Source organism: Nocardia sp. NPDC050710, from assembly GCF_040654375.1.
Taxonomy (GTDB): domain Bacteria; phylum Actinomycetota; class Actinomycetes; order Mycobacteriales; family Mycobacteriaceae; genus Nocardia.
In genome coordinates, this window is record NZ_JBFAHV010000025.1 from 54,886 (window position 1) to 70,887 (window position 16,002).

A 16,002-nucleotide genomic window follows, 5' to 3' on the forward strand; every position below is an offset into this window, starting at 1 on the left:
GGTTTGCTGCCCGGATGTCCTGCGGCCGAGAGATCGGGCCTTGCGACTGTGTCGCGTGCGCTTCGGCCGCTCGGTGGCGAGACGGCCGCGAACGGTCGCTCGTAAGACTCGCTCCGTGCGGGGCTGGGTTGGGAGCGGACGGTTGAACGGTGGTTTGCTGCCCGGATGTCCTGCGGCCGAGAGATCGGGCCTTGCGACTGTGTCGCGTGCGCTTCGGCCGCTCGGTGGCGAGACGGCCGCGAACGGGTCGCTCGTAAGACTTGCTCCGTACGGGGGCGCGAGGGTGCTGAATGGTTGGGTCGCGGACGGGTCGCTGGTGGGGCATCTCCGGGGGCCGGGGAGGTGTCGGCGGATAGGGCACACCGGAGCCGTTCGGCAACCATTGGATAACGGTTCCGAGACGGGGCCCGGCGATTGCGGGCGCGCTGCTGGGCTCATTCGGCGCTGGGGGCGGGGAAAGCGCCGGTAGATAAATCGTTCTGCCACAACGTAATGCACACCGCGCCGGTTCTGTCAACCCCCGCGGTTGCCTCGTTGTGGCCCTGACCTGCACAGTTGATCGCGCCGTTACCGAGTCGCATGTTAAACTGTGAACATCGAAAGGGGCACGGGACACATGATTTTTAAGGTCGGAGACACCGTCGTTTACCCCCACCACGGAGCGGCGCTGATCGAAGCAATCGAGACTCGCACCATCAAGGGTGAGCAAAAAGAGTATCTGGTCCTGAAGGTCGCCCAAGGCGATCTCACTGTGCGCGTTCCCGCGGAGAACGCCGAATACGTCGGCGTACGTGACGTCGTCGGCCAGGAGGGTCTCGACCGAGTCTTCCAGGTGCTGCGGGCTCCGCACACCGAAGAGCCGACCAACTGGTCGCGCCGCTACAAGGCCAACCTGGAGAAGCTCGCCTCCGGCGATGTGAACAAGGTGGCCGAGGTCGTTCGCGACCTGTGGCGGCGGGAGCAGGACCGCGGTCTGTCCGCGGGCGAGAAGCGCATGCTGGCGAAGGCCCGTCAGATCCTGGTCGGAGAGCTCGCGCTGGCCGAGGGTACCGACGACGGCAAGGCCGAGACTCTGCTCGATGAGGTCCTCGCCGCGGCTTCCTGACCGTGAACAACATTGACAACGACGGTTCCGTCGTTGCCTTGGTACCTGCCGCCGGTCGCGGCGTGCGTCTCGGTGCAAGCGCACCGAAGGCGTTCGTCGCGGTCGGCGGTACGCCTATGGTTCGGCTCGCCGTGGACGGTCTGATCGCCTCCGGGGCGGTCGACCGGATCATCGTCATGGTCCCTGCCGAAATGGTCGAGAGCGCAGTCGCCCTGCTGACGCCCGCGACCGACTCCGCCGGGGATATGGTGCAGGTGGTGGTCGGCGGAGCCGAACGCACCGATTCGGTACGCGCCGGCATCGCCGCCGCGCCCGATGCCTCCTATTTCCTGGTGCACGATGCCGCCCGTGCGTTGACCCCGCCCCGGTTGATCGCCGAGGTCGCGGACGAATTGCGCGCGGGTCATGCCGCCGTGGTTCCCGCGCTGCCGGTGGTCGACACCATCAAGTCCGTCGATGCGCTCGGCATCGTGACCGGTACCCCCGATCGGTCGGGGCTGCGCGCCATCCAGACCCCGCAGGGTTTCGCGGCCGATCTGCTGCGCACCGCCTACGCGGCCGATGTGCAGGCCACCGACGATGCCGGGCTGGTGGAACTGCTCGGCACGCAGGTGCACACCATCCCCGGCGATGCCCAGGCCTTCAAGATCACCACTCAGCTCGATCTGATGCTCGCCGAGACCCTGCTCACCCGTCTCTCCTCCGGGTACGCCACGATCGCGCGGACGTCATGACCATGCGCGTCGGCATCGGTAGTGATGTGCACCCGATCGAACCGGGCAGACGATGTTGGATGGCCGGACTGCTGTTCGAGGACGACGACGGCTGCGCCGGACACTCCGACGGCGATGTCGCCGCGCACGCGCTGTGCGACGCGCTGCTTTCCGCGGCCGGTCTCGGCGATGTCGGTGCGGTATTCGGCACCGGGCGACCGGAGTGGGAGAACGTCTCGGGCGCCGCGATGCTCGAAGAGGTGCGCAGGCTCCTCGACGAATCCGGCTTCACCGTTGTCAATGCGGCAGTACAGGTAATCGGAAATCGGCCGAAGATCGGGCCGCGCCGCACCGAGGCCCAGCGGGTGCTCGGCGACCTGCTCGGCGCACCGGTTTCGGTCTCCGGAACCACCACCGACGGCCTCGGGCTCACCGGTCGAGGCGAAGGTATCGCGGCGATCGCCACCGCGATGTTGGAACAACGCATATAGCACCCCGGTTCGACAGAGGTGAGCCGGGGTAAGAACGCCCAGCTACACCGACTAGGATCGACTGCCGTGACTCTGCGCCTCTTTGACACCGAAACGCGGACCGTGCGCGAATTCGCGCCGCTGGTCCCCGGCCGTGCTTCGGTGTACCTCTGTGGCGCAACCGTTCAGGGTGAACCCCATATCGGTCATGTGCGCAGCGGCGTCGCCTTCGATGTGCTGCGGCGTTGGCTTCAGGCCCACGACTACGACGTCCGGTTCATCCGCAATGTCACCGATATCGAGGACAAGATCCTGACCAAGGCCGCCGAGGCGGGCAGGCCGTGGTGGGAGTGGGCCGCGACCTACGAGCGCGCCTTCGACGAGGCCTACCAACTGCTCGGTGTGCAGCCGCCGTCCGCGGAACCGCGTGCCACCGGCCACATCACGCAGATGGTCGACCTGATGCGTCGGCTGATCGATCGGGGCCACGCCTACGCCTCGGAGGGCAATGTCTACTTCGACGTGGTGAGCTACCCGGATTACGGCAAGCTTTCCGGCCACAAGCTCGACGATGTGCACCAGGGCGAGAGCGCCGGTCTCGGCAAGCGCGACGCGCGCGATTTCACGCTGTGGAAGGCGGCCAAGCCCGACGAGCCGAGTTGGCCGTCCCCGTGGGGTCCCGGCCGCCCCGGCTGGCATCTCGAATGCTCGGCGATGGCCGAGTTCTATCTCGGCCCCGAATTCGATATCCATTGCGGCGGTATGGATCTGGTCTTCCCGCATCACGAGAACGAGATCGCCCAGTCCAAGGCGGCGGGTGACGGTTTCGCCCGCTACTGGCTGCACAACGGCTGGGTGACCATGAGCGGCGAAAAGATGTCCAAATCGCTGGGCAATGTGCTCTCCGTGCCGAATGTGCTGAAAAAGGTGCGTGCCGTCGAACTCCGGTTCTACCTGGGCAGCGCGCACTACCGTTCGATGCTGGAGTACTCGGACAAGGCGCTCTACGATGCCGCCGCCTCCTATCAGCGCATCGAGGCCTTCGTGCATCGGGTGGCCGAGCGCGCCGGGGAGATCCCGGTGGGTAAGTGGACCGATGCCTTCGCTGAGGCGTTGGATGACGATCTCGCGGTGCCGCGGGCGCTGGCCGAGGTGCACCGGGTGGTGCACGAGGGCAATAAGGCGCTGGAGTCCGGGTCGCTGGACGAGGCGCGGGAGCTGGCCGGTCAGGTCAGGGCCATGTTGAACATCCTGGGTGTATGCCCGTTCGATCCGCAGTGGTACAGCCCGAAGGACAACTCGGTCGCGCTGGACGCGCTGGACGTGCTGGTGCGTGCCGAACTCGACCGCCGCCAGCAGGCGCGGGCCGAGAAGGATTGGGCGAGCGCCGACGCGGCGCGGGACCGGTTGCAGTCCGCCGGAATCGAAGTGACCGATACACCAACCGGTCCGGAGTGGTCGCTGGGAAAGGCGAACTGATGGCAGGGAATTCACAGCGAAGAGGCGCGGTTCGCAAGGGCGGCACCAAGAAGGGGGCCGTGATCGGCTCCGGTGGTAAGCGCAGGCGCGGTCTGGAAGGACGCGGCGCGACTCCGCCCGCGGAGGCGCGCACCAAACATCCCGCGGCCAAGCGCGCTGCCGCCAAGGCGAAGGCGGCGGCCAAACAGCCGAGCGGACGCGGCGGTGCGGCCGGTCGTCCGGCGGGCCGCAAGAGCGACGACGGTCCCGAGTTGGTGCTCGGCCGCAATCCGGTGGTCGAATGCCTGCGCGCCGAGGTGCCCGCGACGGCGCTCTATGTGGCGGTCGGCACCGAGAACGACGACCGGCTGACCGAGAGCGTGAAGCTGGCGGCCGACGCCGGGATCTCCATCCTGGAAGTGCCGCGCACCGATTTGGATCGCTTGAGCGCCAATGGAATGCATCAGGGCGTCGCACTACAGGTGCCGCCGTACCGGTACGCGCACCCGGATGATCTGCTGGACCGGGTCCGCGGCACGGCCGAGCCCGCGCTGCTGGTCGCGCTGGACAATATCTCCGATCCGCGCAATCTCGGCGCGGTGATTCGCTCGGTGGCCGCGTTCGGCGGGCAGGGTGTGCTCATTCCATCGCGGCGCAGTGCCAGTGTCACCGCCGTCGCCTGGCGTACCAGCGCGGGCGCCGCGGCCAGGCTTCCCGTCGCCCGGGCCACCAATCTGACTCGCACGCTGAAGGATTGGGCGAATCAGGGCTATCAGATCGTCGGGCTGGACGCGGGTGGCGACACCACGCTGGATGCCTTCGACGGTCGTGAACCGACGGTGATCGTGGTCGGCTCCGAGGGTAAGGGCCTGTCCCGCCTGGTTCGCGAAACCTGCGATTCGATCCTGAGCATCCCGATGGCGGGGCCGGTGGAATCGCTGAACGCGTCGGTGGCCGCCGGTGTGGTGCTCGCCGAGGTGGCCCGCCAGCGCCGCTCGGCCTGATCCCCGGGAACCACCCGCCGCGTCGTGTGGGAGCGCCCACCCGGGTGGGCGCCGACGGTCGATCCTGACACGCCGCGCCACCGGTGCGGCCATTCCAATACTGCAAATCGGCTCGCTCCCCGTAGAATTCGGCGAGTGGTGATACCCAACGCGCCCATCGGTCAGCCGGTCGAGCACCCGAACGCGACAGCTGTGCTGTGGCTCGGTGCTGCCAGCATCTTCTGCTGCGGGGCACTAGGTCCGGTGGCGTGGGCGCTGGGCAAGCGGGCGCTGGACCAGATCGAGGATTCCGGTGGCGCCTTCGGCGGTCGCGCTCAGGTGCTGGTCGGATACATCCTCGGCATCATCGGCACGGTTCTGATGGTCATCTTCGCGACGCTGTTCATCCTGATCATGCTGGGCGGCAACGCCTGAGGCGGTTCAGTCCAGAACCGGCCGCTCGGCGTCGGTCTTGCTATCCCAGGCGGGCCATTCCTGACTGATGCTGCCCGACCAGTTGGGCTGCCTGCGATCCCGGAACGCCGCCATCGCCTCGCCGCCATCGATGCTCTTGGTGACGTGCGCGTTGAGGTCGGCTTCCAGCTGTCCGACCATGCCGGGGCCCATTCCGAGCCCCTCCCAGAGCAGGCGCTTGGACAGTGCCACCGGTAGCGGCGCCGATCCGTTGACCAGGTCGTGCGCGACCGACAGGGCGGTCTCCAATACCTCGGCGGCATTCAGGCAGCTGTTGGCCAGGCCCATCGCCTTGGCCTCCTCGCCGTCGAAGGTGCGCCCGGTCAGCATGATGTCGGCGGCATTGGCCATGCCGACCAGCCGGGGCAGCGTCCAGTGCGCGTACCCGTCGGCGAGTACGCCGCGTCGTACCTGGTTCAGGCCGTAGACGGCATCGCGCGCCATGTACCGCAGATCGCATTGCAGGGCGAGTGCGAGCCCGATGCCGACCGCATGCCCGTTGACCGCGGCGATCACCGGTTTGCGGACCCGCCACGGCGCCGGATCGATGGTCGCGCTCACATCGCCGACCCGGTTGGACAGATCCGCGCCCGCGCAGAACGCGGGTGGCGTACCGGTGATCACGACCGCCCGGATCGCGTCCTCGGCATCACACCGATGTAGCGCGGAGCTCAGTTCGGCGGCCATCTCCGGGGTGAAGGCATTCTGCTGGGCGGGGCGATTGAGCGTGAGCACGGCGATGCCCGCTGAGACATCGACGAGCAGTTCCGAACTCATGCCCATGGATGTTAGTCGTGTTTGTTGGCCGTGACTTCGTCACGGCGGGTTCGCGGCCCCTTGGTCTCGCTGCCGACCGGTCGAGACTCGCGCTGCGCGCATGCGCTTCGACCGCTCGGCAGCGAGACGGCCGCGAACGGTCGGTCGTCGGGCTCCCTCCGTGCGGGGCTGGGAGAGTGCGGACCGTGGCACCTCGTCCCGGCGTGTTGGCGTCTTGCTGCCGACCGGTGGTGGCGCTCCGGCCGGGTGTGTTGGTTAGCGCAGCACCGCGCGGCCGATCGCGTACTTGTGCACCTCGGTGGGGCCGTCGTAGAGCCGGAAGGCGCGCATATCGCGGAAGATCATTTCCACGACCGTCTCGCCGCTGATGCCGATGCCGCCGAGCACCTGTACGCAGCGATCGGTGACCTTGAACAGTTCCTCGGAGACGAAAGCCTTCGCGATGGAGCTCTCGTGCCTGGCCTTCTCGCCCTGATCCATCAGCCAGCAGGCGTGCCAGATCGTGAGCCTGCACTGATGCAGTGCGATCTCGTTGTCCGCCAACATGAACGACACACCTTCGTGGTCGCCGATCGGCTTGCCGAAGGCGGTGCGGGTCTTGGCGTATTCGACCGCGATGCTCTGCGCCCGCTCGGCGGCGCCCAGCCAGCGCATGCAGTGCGTGAGCCTGGCCGGGGCCAGCCGGAGCTGGGCGTAGCGCAGTGCCTGGCCGGTCTCGCCGAGCAGCGCCGACCGGGGCAGCACCAGGTTCTCGAAGCGCACCACGCCGTGCCCGCCGACGTAGTTGCGATCCATGGTGTTCATCGTGCGTTCGACGATGATGCCGGGCTGGTCGCCGTCGGTCAGGAACAGGGTGGGGCCCTCCGGTACATGCGGATTCGGCGCGACCCGGGCCATGATGATCCAGCTCTTCGCGCCGTTCGCGCCGGTGATCAGCCACTTGCGCCCGTTGATGGTGAAGTTCTCGCCATCGAAGACGGCCTCGGTGGCCAGCTGGTTCGGGTCCGAGCCCGCGCCGTCGGGTTCGGTCATCGCGAAGACGGTGCGCTGGTGGCCGTTGATGGCCGGCATCAGGTGTCGCTCGATCTGCTCCCGGTCGGCGATCTTGGACAGCAGGTACATATTGCCCTCGTCGGGCGCGGCACAGTTCATGGCGACCGGGCCGAGAGTGGACCAGCCCGCCGCCTCGTAGATCACCGCCTGCTCCACGTGGGTCAGGCCGCGCCCGCCGAGTTCCTCCGGGGCCTGCACGGTGAGCAGCTTCTCGGCACGGGCCATTTCGACCAACTCCTGCCGCAGTTCATCGGTCGGGCCGTGCGAGGTGAGTCGCGGATCGCGTTCGAAGGGGACGATCTTGTCGATGACGAACTGCCGCACGCGGTCGCGTTCGGCGGCGAGTTCGGCGGGAATCGTGAAGTCGATCATCGTTGGTCACCATTCGTTCGGCGGCGTTTGCAGTCGAGCATACGAAACCCGGCCCCGACGACTGAAGGCGGATGCCATCATTTTGTCGCCACCCACGCTGACCTGCGTATAAGCATGCGATTCTCGGCCTATCGGCGTGCTGTCAGCGTGCTGTCGGCGGACCGGGACAGTGTCATCCCATGCCGAACGGAACGGCGCTCGAAATCTCGCCGCCGCCGTTCAGAGATCGAAAGGGAAATCCGATGTCCGATACCGCATTCGCCGAATTCGTCCAGGCCACCGCCGAGAAATTCGGTATGCCCGGCGTCAGCGCCGGAGTCTTCACCGGCGGCCGGGAAATCTTCGCCGCCTACGGCGTGACCAGCGTCGACAACCCGCTGCCGGTGGATGAGAACACGCTGTTCCAGCTGGGTTCGATCACCAAGCCGGTGACCGCGACCGCAGTGATGCGCCTGGTGGCGGCGGGCAAGGTCGAGTTGGAGGCGCCCGTGCGGCGCTACCTTCCGGAACTGGTGCTCGCCGATGAGGCGGCCGCGACCGAGATCACCGTGGCGAATCTGCTCAACCACACCTCGGGTCTCGACTGGAATCTGATCGTGGAAACCGGCGAGGGTGATGACGCGCTGGCCGAGTTCGTGGCCCGGCTGGCCGAGCTGGCGCTGATCGGCGCACCCGGCGACCGGTCGTCCTACAGTCAGGCCGGATTCAACCTGCTCGGACGGATCATCGAGAAGGTCACCGGGCAGACCTACGAGAAGGCCGTCGCCGAGCTGGTCTTCGGGCCGCTCGGGCTGTCGAACAGCTTCTTCACGACGGGTGAGGCCATGATTCGCCGATTCGCGGTGGGCCACGAGCTCGACGCGGACGGCAACCTGTCCGTCGCGCCGCTGTGGAAACCCAACCGCGCCAACAACCCGGGCGGCGGCCTCGCGGCCTCGGCGGCCGACCAGTTGCGGTGGGCCCGTTTCCATCTCGGCGACGGTCGAACCGCCGACGGCGTCGAGGTACTGCCCGCGCAGCTGTTGCACCGGATGCGGCAGCCGACGGTCAGGTTGCGCGGCACCTCGCTCGGCGACGCCATGGGTATCGGCTGGTTCCTGCGCGAGGTGGACGGCGTGCAGACCATCGGGCACGGCGGATCCGGCTTCGGCCAGTTCGCCGAACTGCTGATCGTGCCCGAATACGACTTCGCCATCGTCGTGATGTCCAATGCGAACCCGGACGGCATCCCGTGCAATCAGGCCATCCTGCGCTGGGCGCTGGAGCACTACCTCGGCCTGGTCGACCGCGACCCGGAGCCGATACCGTTCGATGCCGAACGGGCCGAGGAGGTCGTGGGGCACTACGAGATCGACGCGATGACCTTCGATATCACCACGGACGGTAAGGGTCTCGTGCTCGAGGTATTGGTCAAGCCGGAGATCCGGGCCGCGTCGGAGCAGGAGATTCCGGCCGACCACGAGCCGTTCGAATTCGGTCTACTGCCCGGCGACGGGGACGAATACATCGTCACCGGTGGCGCATTCAAGGGGCAGCGCGGATTCTTCAGCCGTGACGAGAGCGGCGCGGTGGTGGGCGTCGACCTCGCCGGGCGCTTGTTCAAACGCGTCTCGTAATCGAATAACTATCAGCACCGAACCGGTCGGCCGATATCTCGGTCGGCCGGTTTCGTGCGTTCGTGGGACTCTCCGGCGTTCATCGCGAACTCGGTTCGGGCAGTTGTAAATACCTTCTGAGCTGCACTGATAACTCCCTCTTCGCGCTGTCAGCGCACTATCAGCGTCCTATCGGCGCCGCCCGGCATCGTTGGGTTCATCGAGAGCGAGGGCCCGCACCGGCCCCGCCGGAACAGCCGAAACACCTGATGAGGAGAAAATCGAAATGATCACCGCCGCCGCCATTGCCCAGATCCTGATCGCCCTCGCGTTCATCAGCATTCCGATCGTGCGGCACCGCTACGGCAAGGCCGCCGAGGCCGCCGCGCATGCCGAGCTGACCCGTCAGGGTGTGCGCCCGGAGGTGTTGGCGGAGAATGGCATGCGCTTCGACGCCGGCGGCCACGAGACCTGGGCCCCGGTAGGCATCGCCTCCGTGATGACCGCACTGGCCGCGCTCAACCTGGCAGGCAACGAGGGGGGCGTGACCCTGTCCTGGATCTTCCAGATCCTGGTGCTGCTCGCCAACGGCGTGATCCTCTACAGCAACCTGACCGCTGCCACGAGCATCACCGCCGCCTTCGCGAAGAAGGGTGACCCGGAACTGGCCCGCATCGACGTCAAGCGGTTCCTGGACGCGGCCGAGGGCGCCTTCCCCCGCTGGGTCATGCCGTACCTGCAGAACGCCAGGCACGCCATCGTCTTCGGCGGCTCGCTGCTGGTCCTGATCGCCCTGATCGCCGCCTGACCGAACAGCCGTCGACGGCCCGGCGCCCGCCATTCGAGCGGGCGCCGGGCCTTCCGCATTATCCGAGTCACCGTGTTCGAAGAGTCGCGACAGAACGGCCCCGCACCCGCCGTGGTCTCCGCCAGCTGCTCGCGTTGTGTCGGAGCCGACCCGGTGCGCATGCTCCGCCGCACCTGACGGCGGCCGCGTCTGCAAGGCTGGGCGGGTGCGAATTGCTCTACTCGGTCCCGTCACCGCGCATACCGACGACGGGGCTCCGATCGATATCGGTGGCGTACGGCTGCGGATGCTGCTCGCGAGGTTGGCCGTCGAAGGTGGTCGCCCGGTCTCCGTGGACGGGCTCATCGATGGGTTGTGGGGGGAGGAGCCGCCCGCGGAGGCGGCGGGGGCATTGCAGGCGCTGGTATCCCGATTGCGCAAGGCGCTGCGCGGCGCGGGCTCCGTGGACTTCGGGGCGGGCGGCTACCAGCTGTCGGTGCGGCCCGACGATGTCGACGCGTACCGGTTCGAGGAGCTGGCCGGGCGTGGCAGGCGCGAATTGGCCGCGGGGAAGGCCGAAGCCGCGGCCGGGGTGCTCGCCGCCGCGGCGGCACTGTGGCACGGGCCCGCCCTGGCCGACGTGCTGGAAGCGCCCTTCGCGGACCTCGCCGCGAGTCGGCTGAACGACCTGCGCGCGGCCGCCGCCGAGGACCGCTTCGACGCGGAACTGCGCTGCGGCGGGCACGCCGCGGTGCTGGCCGATCTCGAATCCGCCGCCGCCGAACGGCCATTGAGCGAACGCCTGGCCGCGCTGCGGATGCGCGCGCTCGCCGCGAGTGGCCGTCAATCAGATGCGCTGGCGGTGTACGAGCAGATGCGCGAGCGTCTGGGCGACGAACTCGGTGTCGATCCCTCGGCCGAACTGCGTGAGACCCATCTCGCGCTGCTGCGCGGCGAACTGGAGCGGCCCGCCGCGCAGCCGGAACCCGCCGCGAGCCGAATCCCGCTGCGGCTCACCAGCTTCATAGGCCGCGAACGCGAACTGGACCGGTTGGCCGCCCTGCTGTCGGAATCCCGGCTGGTCACCGTGGTCGGGCCGGGCGGTGCGGGTAAGACCCGGCTCTCGGTCGAGGCGATCTCCCGGCATCGGGCCCACGAGCGCGGCAAAGTGTGGTTCGTGCCATTGGCCGGTGTCGGCGATGCGGACCAATTGGCCGATGCCGTGCTCGGCGCGCTCGGCCCCGGTGACCTGCGGGCCGCCGACGGGGCCGGTTCGACGGGGCCGGTCGAGCGCATCACCGGCCTGCTCGACGTCGGCGAGGTGATCCTGGTTCTGGACAACTGTGAACATCTCGTCGAGGCGGCCGCGGATCTGGCCGACGAATTACTCGCGGCCCTCCCGGATCTGCGGATCCTGGCCACCACCCGGGAGCCGTTGGCCATTACCGGAGAATCGCTGATCCAGCTCGGGCCACTTCCGCTGCCGGAAGCCGCTTCGGCCGCCGGATCTCCGGTGGAATCCGGCGCGGCCTCGGAATGGCTTGCCACCGCCGAATTCGCCGCCGTTGCGGCCTCACCCGCGGTTCGGCTGTTCGTCGATCGGGCGGTCGGGGTGCGCGCGGACTTCGCCCTCGACCCGGCCAATGCCGCCGCTGTGGTGGAGATCTGCCGTCGATTGGACGGGATTCCGCTCGCGTTGGAGCTGGCGGCGGCGAAGCTGCGTTCGATGAGCGTCGAGCAGGTGGCCCGCCGACTCGACGATCGGTTCCGGCTGCTCACCACCGGCAGTCGCACCGCGCTGCCACGCCAGCGCACGCTGCTGGCACTGGTCGAGTGGAGCTGGGATCTGCTGGATGAACCGGAACGGGTTCTGGCGCGACGGCTTTCGATATTCCCGGGTGGCGCGACCCTGGCGGCGCTGGAGACGGTGTGTGCGGATATCCGGCTACCCGCCGACGATGTGCTCTACGTGATCGGCGCGTTGGTGGAGAAGTCGGTGGTGGAGGTCTCGGCGGACAGTGATCCGCGCTATCGGATGCTGGAGACCATCCGCGCCTATGCCTACGATCGCTACGCCGACTCCGGTGACGATGTGGCGCAACGCTTCGCCGATCACTATCTCGCGGTGGCCGAGGCGAATGAGCCGCTGCTGCGCACCCGCGACCAGCTCCGCGCGCTCAGGGTCTTCGACGCCGAACACGAAAATCTGGTCGCCGCACTGCGATTCGCGTTGGATAGGGCGGAGGCCGCGCGGGCCGCGGAATTCGTCGCCGCCCTGTTCTGGTACTGGGGAATTCGCGGGATGAGCACCCAGTTCGAAAGCTACCTGGCCCGGGTGCTGCACCTGGAGGCGGCGCTACCCGATCGGGTCCGGGCCGCCTTCCGCTTGATCCGGCTAATGGCGGGAGCACCGGTGCGCGAGGACGTCCCGGTGCTCGAGCTGATCGCGGAGTGCACGGCGGCGGGCGCACTGGAATTCCATCCGGCGTTGCTGTTGTTCACCCCGCAGCTCGCCTACTCCTCGGGCGATACCGAACTCGGCGACCGGCTGCTCGCTCTAGCGCTCGACTCCTCCGATCCCTGGGTGCGCGCCAGCGCGCTCTGGTCGCGGGATGACGTGCACGTCGAACAGGGTGACCGACGGACCGGCGCCTCCGCTCGGCTGGCGGCGCTGCGCGATTTCGAAGCGGTCGGTGATCGCTGGGGGCTCGGTATGGCGCTGTTGGCGATCGGCCGCGAGCACTCGCTGCGTGGTGAGCACCGCGAGGCCATCGCCGTCTTCGAGCGCGGGGTGGCGGTGAGCGCCGAATTGGACGGGGAGGACGACCTCTTCCACTGCCGTGCCCGGCTCATCGCCGAACGGATGCGCAGCGGCGACCTGGCGGGCGCCGAGCGCGATATCGAGTCCGTTCGGCGTCGGGCGGGTGCGCGCGGATATCGGCGGATGTCCGCGGAGATCCTGTTCAGCGTCGCCGAATGGCACCGCCGCGCGGGCGATCCGGCCGCCGCCGATCGCGCCGTCGACGAACTGGAATCCGTCGCCGATCGCCTGCTGCTCCCGGCGGATATGGCCGCCGGCCTGATCGCGGGCGCACGCATGGCGAACCGGCTCGCCGAGCGTTCCGCCGCCGCGGCTCGCGCATTGCTGCCCGCGGCCGTCGCTGGCCTGCTCGCCTGGGGTAATGCGTCGATCACCGCGCAGGCCGCCGAACTCGAGGCGAGTCTGTTACTGCTGGAAGATGATCCGGCGGCGGCCGCCACCGCACTCGGCATGAGCGAGGTCATCCGCGGCGCGTTCGACGCGGGTGAGCCGATTCTCGCGGCGCTGGTCGAGGACCTGATCGATCGGCTCGGCGAATCGGACTACCGCGATGCCTACCGACGGGGCGCGGAAATGCCGCGTGAGCTGGCACTGGAAGCCCTCCAGCGCGCGACGGGCCACCCCGCCGAACGGTAGTCCGGCACTGCTTGCGCCGGGTCGGCCGCGTATCGGCCGCCCCGGCGTTCGGCGAGACCATTTCAGCTCGCGCGTGCCACCTGATGACGGCGGGCGCCGATGACCCGGCACACCACGTAGATCAGGAACGACAGCGTGGTGACGAATGTCGACACCGGCACTCCGGGCGCCAGGGACAACAGTATGCCGCCGACCGCGGCGATTTCGGCGAACACGATGGCGAGTACGGTGGCGCGCACCGGATTCGCGGTGAGCTGAGCGGCGGCGGCCGCGGGGGTGATCAGCAGCGCGAGCACGAGCAGCGCGCCGACGATCTGCACGCCGAAGGCGGCGGTGATGCCGAGCATGACCGCGAAGACGATCGACAGCGCGCGCACCGGAACACCGCGCGCCACCGCGACCTCCGGATCGGAGCTGGCGAACAGCAGCGGCCGGTAGATCGCCGCGAGCACCGCGAGCACCAGCACCGTGCAGGTGACGAGCAACGCGAGACCGCTGTATCCGACGCTGACCACCTGACCGGTGAGCAGCGAGAATTTGGATCCGGCGCGCTCGGGCCCAAGCCAGAGAAAAAGCACCGAGAGCCCGAGTCCGAACGAGAGCACCACCGCGATCACCGAATCGCGTTCCCGCGCACGGGTTCCGAGCACGCCGAAGAGCACGGCGGCCACCACCGACCCGATGATCGCGCCGAGCCCGACCCCGATTCCGGCGAGCAGCGCCGCGGCCGCTCCGGTCAGCGACAGCTCGCTGGTGCCGTGCACCGCGAACGACATCTGCCTGCTGATGATCAGCGGCCCGATGGCCCCGGCGAGCAACCCGAGCATGGCCGCCGCCAGCACCGCCTGCTGCACGAAGTCGTAGCCGAGCAGATTGGCCGTGGTGGACAGGTCGAACATCTTCGATAAGACATCGCCGAGTTTGTCGATCACGCGCGGACGCCCCTGGCATCGGGTTCGGCGTGGCAGTGCTGCGCGCCTGCCGCGCCGAGCGCGTCGATGGTGTCACCGGTGCCAACCACCACCAGCCGCCCGCGCACCCGCAGCACGTCGACCTCGGTCTGGTACAGCTCGGAGAGCACCTCGGAGGTCATCACCTCGTCGGGCGCGCCGATCCGGAACTTGCCGTCCACCAGGTACAGCACCCGATCCACCAGCGGCAGAATCGGATTGATCTCGTGGGTCACGAAGAGCACCGCGGTGTCGTGGCTGCGCCTTCGCTTGTCGATGAGCTCGGCGACCAGCCGCTGGTTGGCCAGGTCGAGGCTGAGCAGCGGCTCGTCGCAGAGCAGCACCTTCGGGTCGCCGACCAGTGCTTGCGCCACGCGCAGGCGCTGCTGTTCGCCGCCCGACATGGATTCCAGCGGCGCGCTCGCGAATTTGTCCGCGCCGACGGCCGCGATGGCGGCGGCTACCTTGCGCTTGCGTTCGGCCCGTCCGCGCAGGCCGAGGCCCCAGCGGTGCCCGTCGACACCGAGCCCGACCAGGTCGACGCCGCGCAGCTGTACGCCCGCGTCGATCGTCTTCTGTTGCGGCACATAGCCGATGTCGGGGTTACCGGTGCGCGCGAGCGATCCGGCGACGAACGCCCGACCCGACCCGAGGGCGAGCTGACCGAGCAGCACCTTCAGCAATGACGTCTTGCCGGAGCCGTTGGGGCCGAGCACGGCGATGAATTCGCCGGGAGCCACCTCGAGGTCGAGTCCCTGCCAGAGGGTGCGGTCGCCGAACGCCAGCCGGGCGTCCTCGAGCCGGACAACCGCCGCCCTGTCGGTGTCCGCGATCCGCCGACGCACCTGTGCGGTGTGTTCGGTCAGCGCGGCTCCCTTGCTCGTGGACATCTCGATCGGCTGTTCGTCGATCAGCCCAGCGCTTTCGCCAGCGCTGCGGTGTTCGCTGTCTGCCACTGAATGTAATCCATTCCCTCGGGGAGGGTTTCGGTCATCTCGACGATGGCGACGCCGCTGGTCACGGCGAGTTCGCGCAGGTCGCGGGTGACCTTGTCCTGGGTCTGCACGTTGTAGACGAGCGCGCGAACCTGCTTGCCGGTGAGTAGATCCCGGATTTCCGCGACGGCCGCGGGCGCGGGATCGGTCTCCTGCTCCATCGCCTCCTGGAACTCGTGCGGGGTGCGGTCCGCCGCACCGGCCGCCAGCAGCAGGTAGTGCGCGAGCGGTTCGGTCTGCAGCACCGGGGTTTTCGGGTGCTGGGCGGCGATCGCGCCGGTGGCAGCGGTGATCCCGGCCAGCTGCGACTTGAAGGCGGCGGCGCGGGCGGTGAAGTCGGCCGCATGCGCCGAGTCGATCTCGCCGAGCGCGCCCGCGATCTGGTCGGCGACCGCGCCGACGGTGGACACGTCGTACCAGACGTGCTCGTTCTCGTCGCTCTTGTCGGTACGGGACTCGAAGGCGTCGACGGTGCGCTTGTCCTTGCCGGACAGGGCCTTCTCGACGAACTCGTCGTAGCCGCCGCCGTTGTAGACGACCAGGTCGGCGTCGCTGATCTTGGCCGACTCGACCGCGGAGGTCTCGTGCGAATGCGGGTCGGCGGCGGGGTCGGTGATGAGTGAGGTCACGGTCGCGTCGGGACCGGCGACGGTAGCGGCGATAGTGCCCCACACATTGGTCGAGGCGACGACTTGCGGCTTATCCGAGTCGTCGGAGCTGCCGCAGGCGGTCAGCGCGAGAGCGGTCGCCACTCCCACGGCGACGCCAGTGAACTTCGAGACAATACGACTACTCACGCGGGGCACTCCTGGC

Annotated in this window: 14 protein-coding genes; 9 read left to right on the top strand and 5 right to left on the bottom strand. The window is 68.3% G+C overall.

The window, feature by feature from the left end:
- The first annotated feature begins 616 nt into the window (after positions 1-616).
- The 6 genes from carD (at position 617) to AB0H61_RS31990 (ending at position 5,164) form a co-directional block, all read left to right on the top strand.
- Entirely contained in the window at positions 617-1,105 is a 489-nt protein-coding gene (gene carD / locus AB0H61_RS31965; RefSeq protein ID WP_011206964.1) for an RNA polymerase-binding transcription factor CarD, read from the top strand.
- A 2-nt stretch (positions 1,106-1,107) separates the two neighbouring features.
- Positions 1,108-1,839, top strand: coding sequence for a 2-C-methyl-D-erythritol 4-phosphate cytidylyltransferase (gene ispD, locus AB0H61_RS31970; RefSeq protein ID WP_357311461.1), 732 nt, complete (start codon positions 1,108-1,110; stop codon positions 1,837-1,839).
- Positions 1,840-1,841: 2 nt separating this feature from the next.
- The gene (ispF, locus tag AB0H61_RS31975) at positions 1,842-2,309 is read left to right on the top strand and encodes a 2-C-methyl-D-erythritol 2,4-cyclodiphosphate synthase (protein ID WP_357311520.1); all 468 of its coding nucleotides are present in this window, start codon (positions 1,842-1,844) and stop codon (positions 2,307-2,309) included.
- 66 nt (positions 2,310-2,375) lie between these two features.
- On the top strand, positions 2,376-3,767 hold the full coding sequence (gene cysS, locus AB0H61_RS31980; protein WP_357311462.1) for a cysteine--tRNA ligase: 1,392 nt from the start codon (positions 2,376-2,378) through the stop codon (positions 3,765-3,767).
- On the top strand, positions 3,767-4,750 hold the full coding sequence (gene rlmB / locus AB0H61_RS31985; RefSeq protein WP_357311463.1) for a 23S rRNA (guanosine(2251)-2'-O)-methyltransferase RlmB: 984 nt from the start codon (positions 3,767-3,769) through the stop codon (positions 4,748-4,750). The genes cysS and rlmB overlap by 1 nt, the downstream gene beginning before the upstream one ends.
- Positions 4,751-4,885: 135 nt before the next feature.
- Positions 4,886-5,164 carry a DUF4190 domain-containing protein gene (locus AB0H61_RS31990; protein WP_357311464.1) on the top strand — a complete coding sequence of 93 codons (279 nt, stop codon included), beginning with the start codon at positions 4,886-4,888 and terminating at the stop codon, positions 5,162-5,164.
- A gap of 6 nt (positions 5,165-5,170) precedes the next feature.
- Here the strand turns inward: AB0H61_RS31990 and AB0H61_RS31995 are convergent, their stop codons facing one another.
- The gene (locus AB0H61_RS31995) at positions 5,171-5,980 is read right to left on the bottom strand and encodes an enoyl-CoA hydratase-related protein (protein WP_357311465.1); all 810 of its coding nucleotides are present in this window, start codon (positions 5,978-5,980) and stop codon (positions 5,171-5,173) included.
- A gap of 255 nt (positions 5,981-6,235) precedes the next feature.
- Positions 6,236-7,405: an acyl-CoA dehydrogenase family protein gene (locus tag AB0H61_RS32000; protein ID WP_357311466.1), complete on the bottom strand. Its 1,170-nt coding sequence runs from the start codon at positions 7,403-7,405 to the stop codon at positions 6,236-6,238.
- 242 nt (positions 7,406-7,647) lie between these two features.
- Between AB0H61_RS32000 and AB0H61_RS32005 the strand changes: the two genes are divergently transcribed.
- The 3 genes from AB0H61_RS32005 to AB0H61_RS32015 all read left to right on the top strand — a co-directional run bounded on the left by AB0H61_RS32005 (position 7,648) and on the right by AB0H61_RS32015 (position 13,244).
- On the top strand, positions 7,648-9,021 hold the full coding sequence (locus AB0H61_RS32005; RefSeq protein WP_357311467.1) for a serine hydrolase domain-containing protein: 1,374 nt from the start codon (positions 7,648-7,650) through the stop codon (positions 9,019-9,021).
- A gap of 265 nt (positions 9,022-9,286) precedes the next feature.
- Entirely contained in the window at positions 9,287-9,808 is a 522-nt protein-coding gene (locus tag AB0H61_RS32010) for a hypothetical protein (RefSeq protein ID WP_357311468.1), read from the top strand.
- Between the two features lie 205 nt (positions 9,809-10,013).
- Complete coding sequence (locus tag AB0H61_RS32015) at positions 10,014-13,244, top strand: BTAD domain-containing putative transcriptional regulator (protein ID WP_357311469.1); 3,231 nt, start codon at positions 10,014-10,016, stop codon at positions 13,242-13,244.
- A gap of 62 nt (positions 13,245-13,306) precedes the next feature.
- Here AB0H61_RS32015 and AB0H61_RS32020 read toward each other — a convergent pair whose 3' ends face one another.
- From AB0H61_RS32020 to AB0H61_RS32030, 3 genes are read right to left on the bottom strand one after another with little or no spacing between them, the layout of a single operon-like run.
- Complete coding sequence (locus tag AB0H61_RS32020) at positions 13,307-14,176, bottom strand: metal ABC transporter permease (protein WP_357311470.1); 870 nt, start codon at positions 14,174-14,176, stop codon at positions 13,307-13,309.
- Positions 14,173-15,084, bottom strand: a complete 912-nt coding sequence (locus AB0H61_RS32025) for an ATP-binding cassette domain-containing protein (protein WP_357311521.1) — start codon at positions 15,082-15,084, stop codon at positions 14,173-14,175. Before AB0H61_RS32025 ends, AB0H61_RS32020 begins: the two co-directional genes overlap by 4 nt.
- 20 nt (positions 15,085-15,104) lie before the next feature.
- Positions 15,105-15,986, bottom strand: a complete 882-nt coding sequence (locus AB0H61_RS32030) for a zinc ABC transporter substrate-binding protein (RefSeq protein ID WP_357311471.1) — start codon at positions 15,984-15,986, stop codon at positions 15,105-15,107.
- Between the last annotated feature and the right edge of the window lie 16 nt (positions 15,987-16,002).

Bases quoted from the DNA above. Each gene is read 5' to 3' on its own strand.
- carD (WP_011206964.1), top strand. From the start codon at position 617: ATGATTTTTAAGGTCGGAGACACCGTCGTTTACCCCCACCACGGAGCG.
- ispF (WP_357311520.1), top strand. From the start codon at position 1,842: ATGCGCGTCGGCATCGGTAGTGATGTGCACCCGATCGAACCGGGCAGA.
- rlmB (WP_357311463.1), top strand. From the start codon at position 3,767: ATGGCAGGGAATTCACAGCGAAGAGGCGCGGTTCGCAAGGGCGGCACC.
- AB0H61_RS31995 (WP_357311465.1), bottom strand. From the start codon at position 5,980: ATGAGTTCGGAACTGCTCGTCGATGTCTCAGCGGGCATCGCCGTGCTC.
- AB0H61_RS32000 (WP_357311466.1), bottom strand. From the start codon at position 7,405: ATGATCGACTTCACGATTCCCGCCGAACTCGCCGCCGAACGCGACCGC.
- AB0H61_RS32005 (WP_357311467.1), top strand. From the start codon at position 7,648: ATGTCCGATACCGCATTCGCCGAATTCGTCCAGGCCACCGCCGAGAAA.
- AB0H61_RS32010 (WP_357311468.1), top strand. From the start codon at position 9,287: ATGATCACCGCCGCCGCCATTGCCCAGATCCTGATCGCCCTCGCGTTC.
- AB0H61_RS32025 (WP_357311521.1), bottom strand. From the start codon at position 15,084: ATGTCCACGAGCAAGGGAGCCGCGCTGACCGAACACACCGCACAGGTG.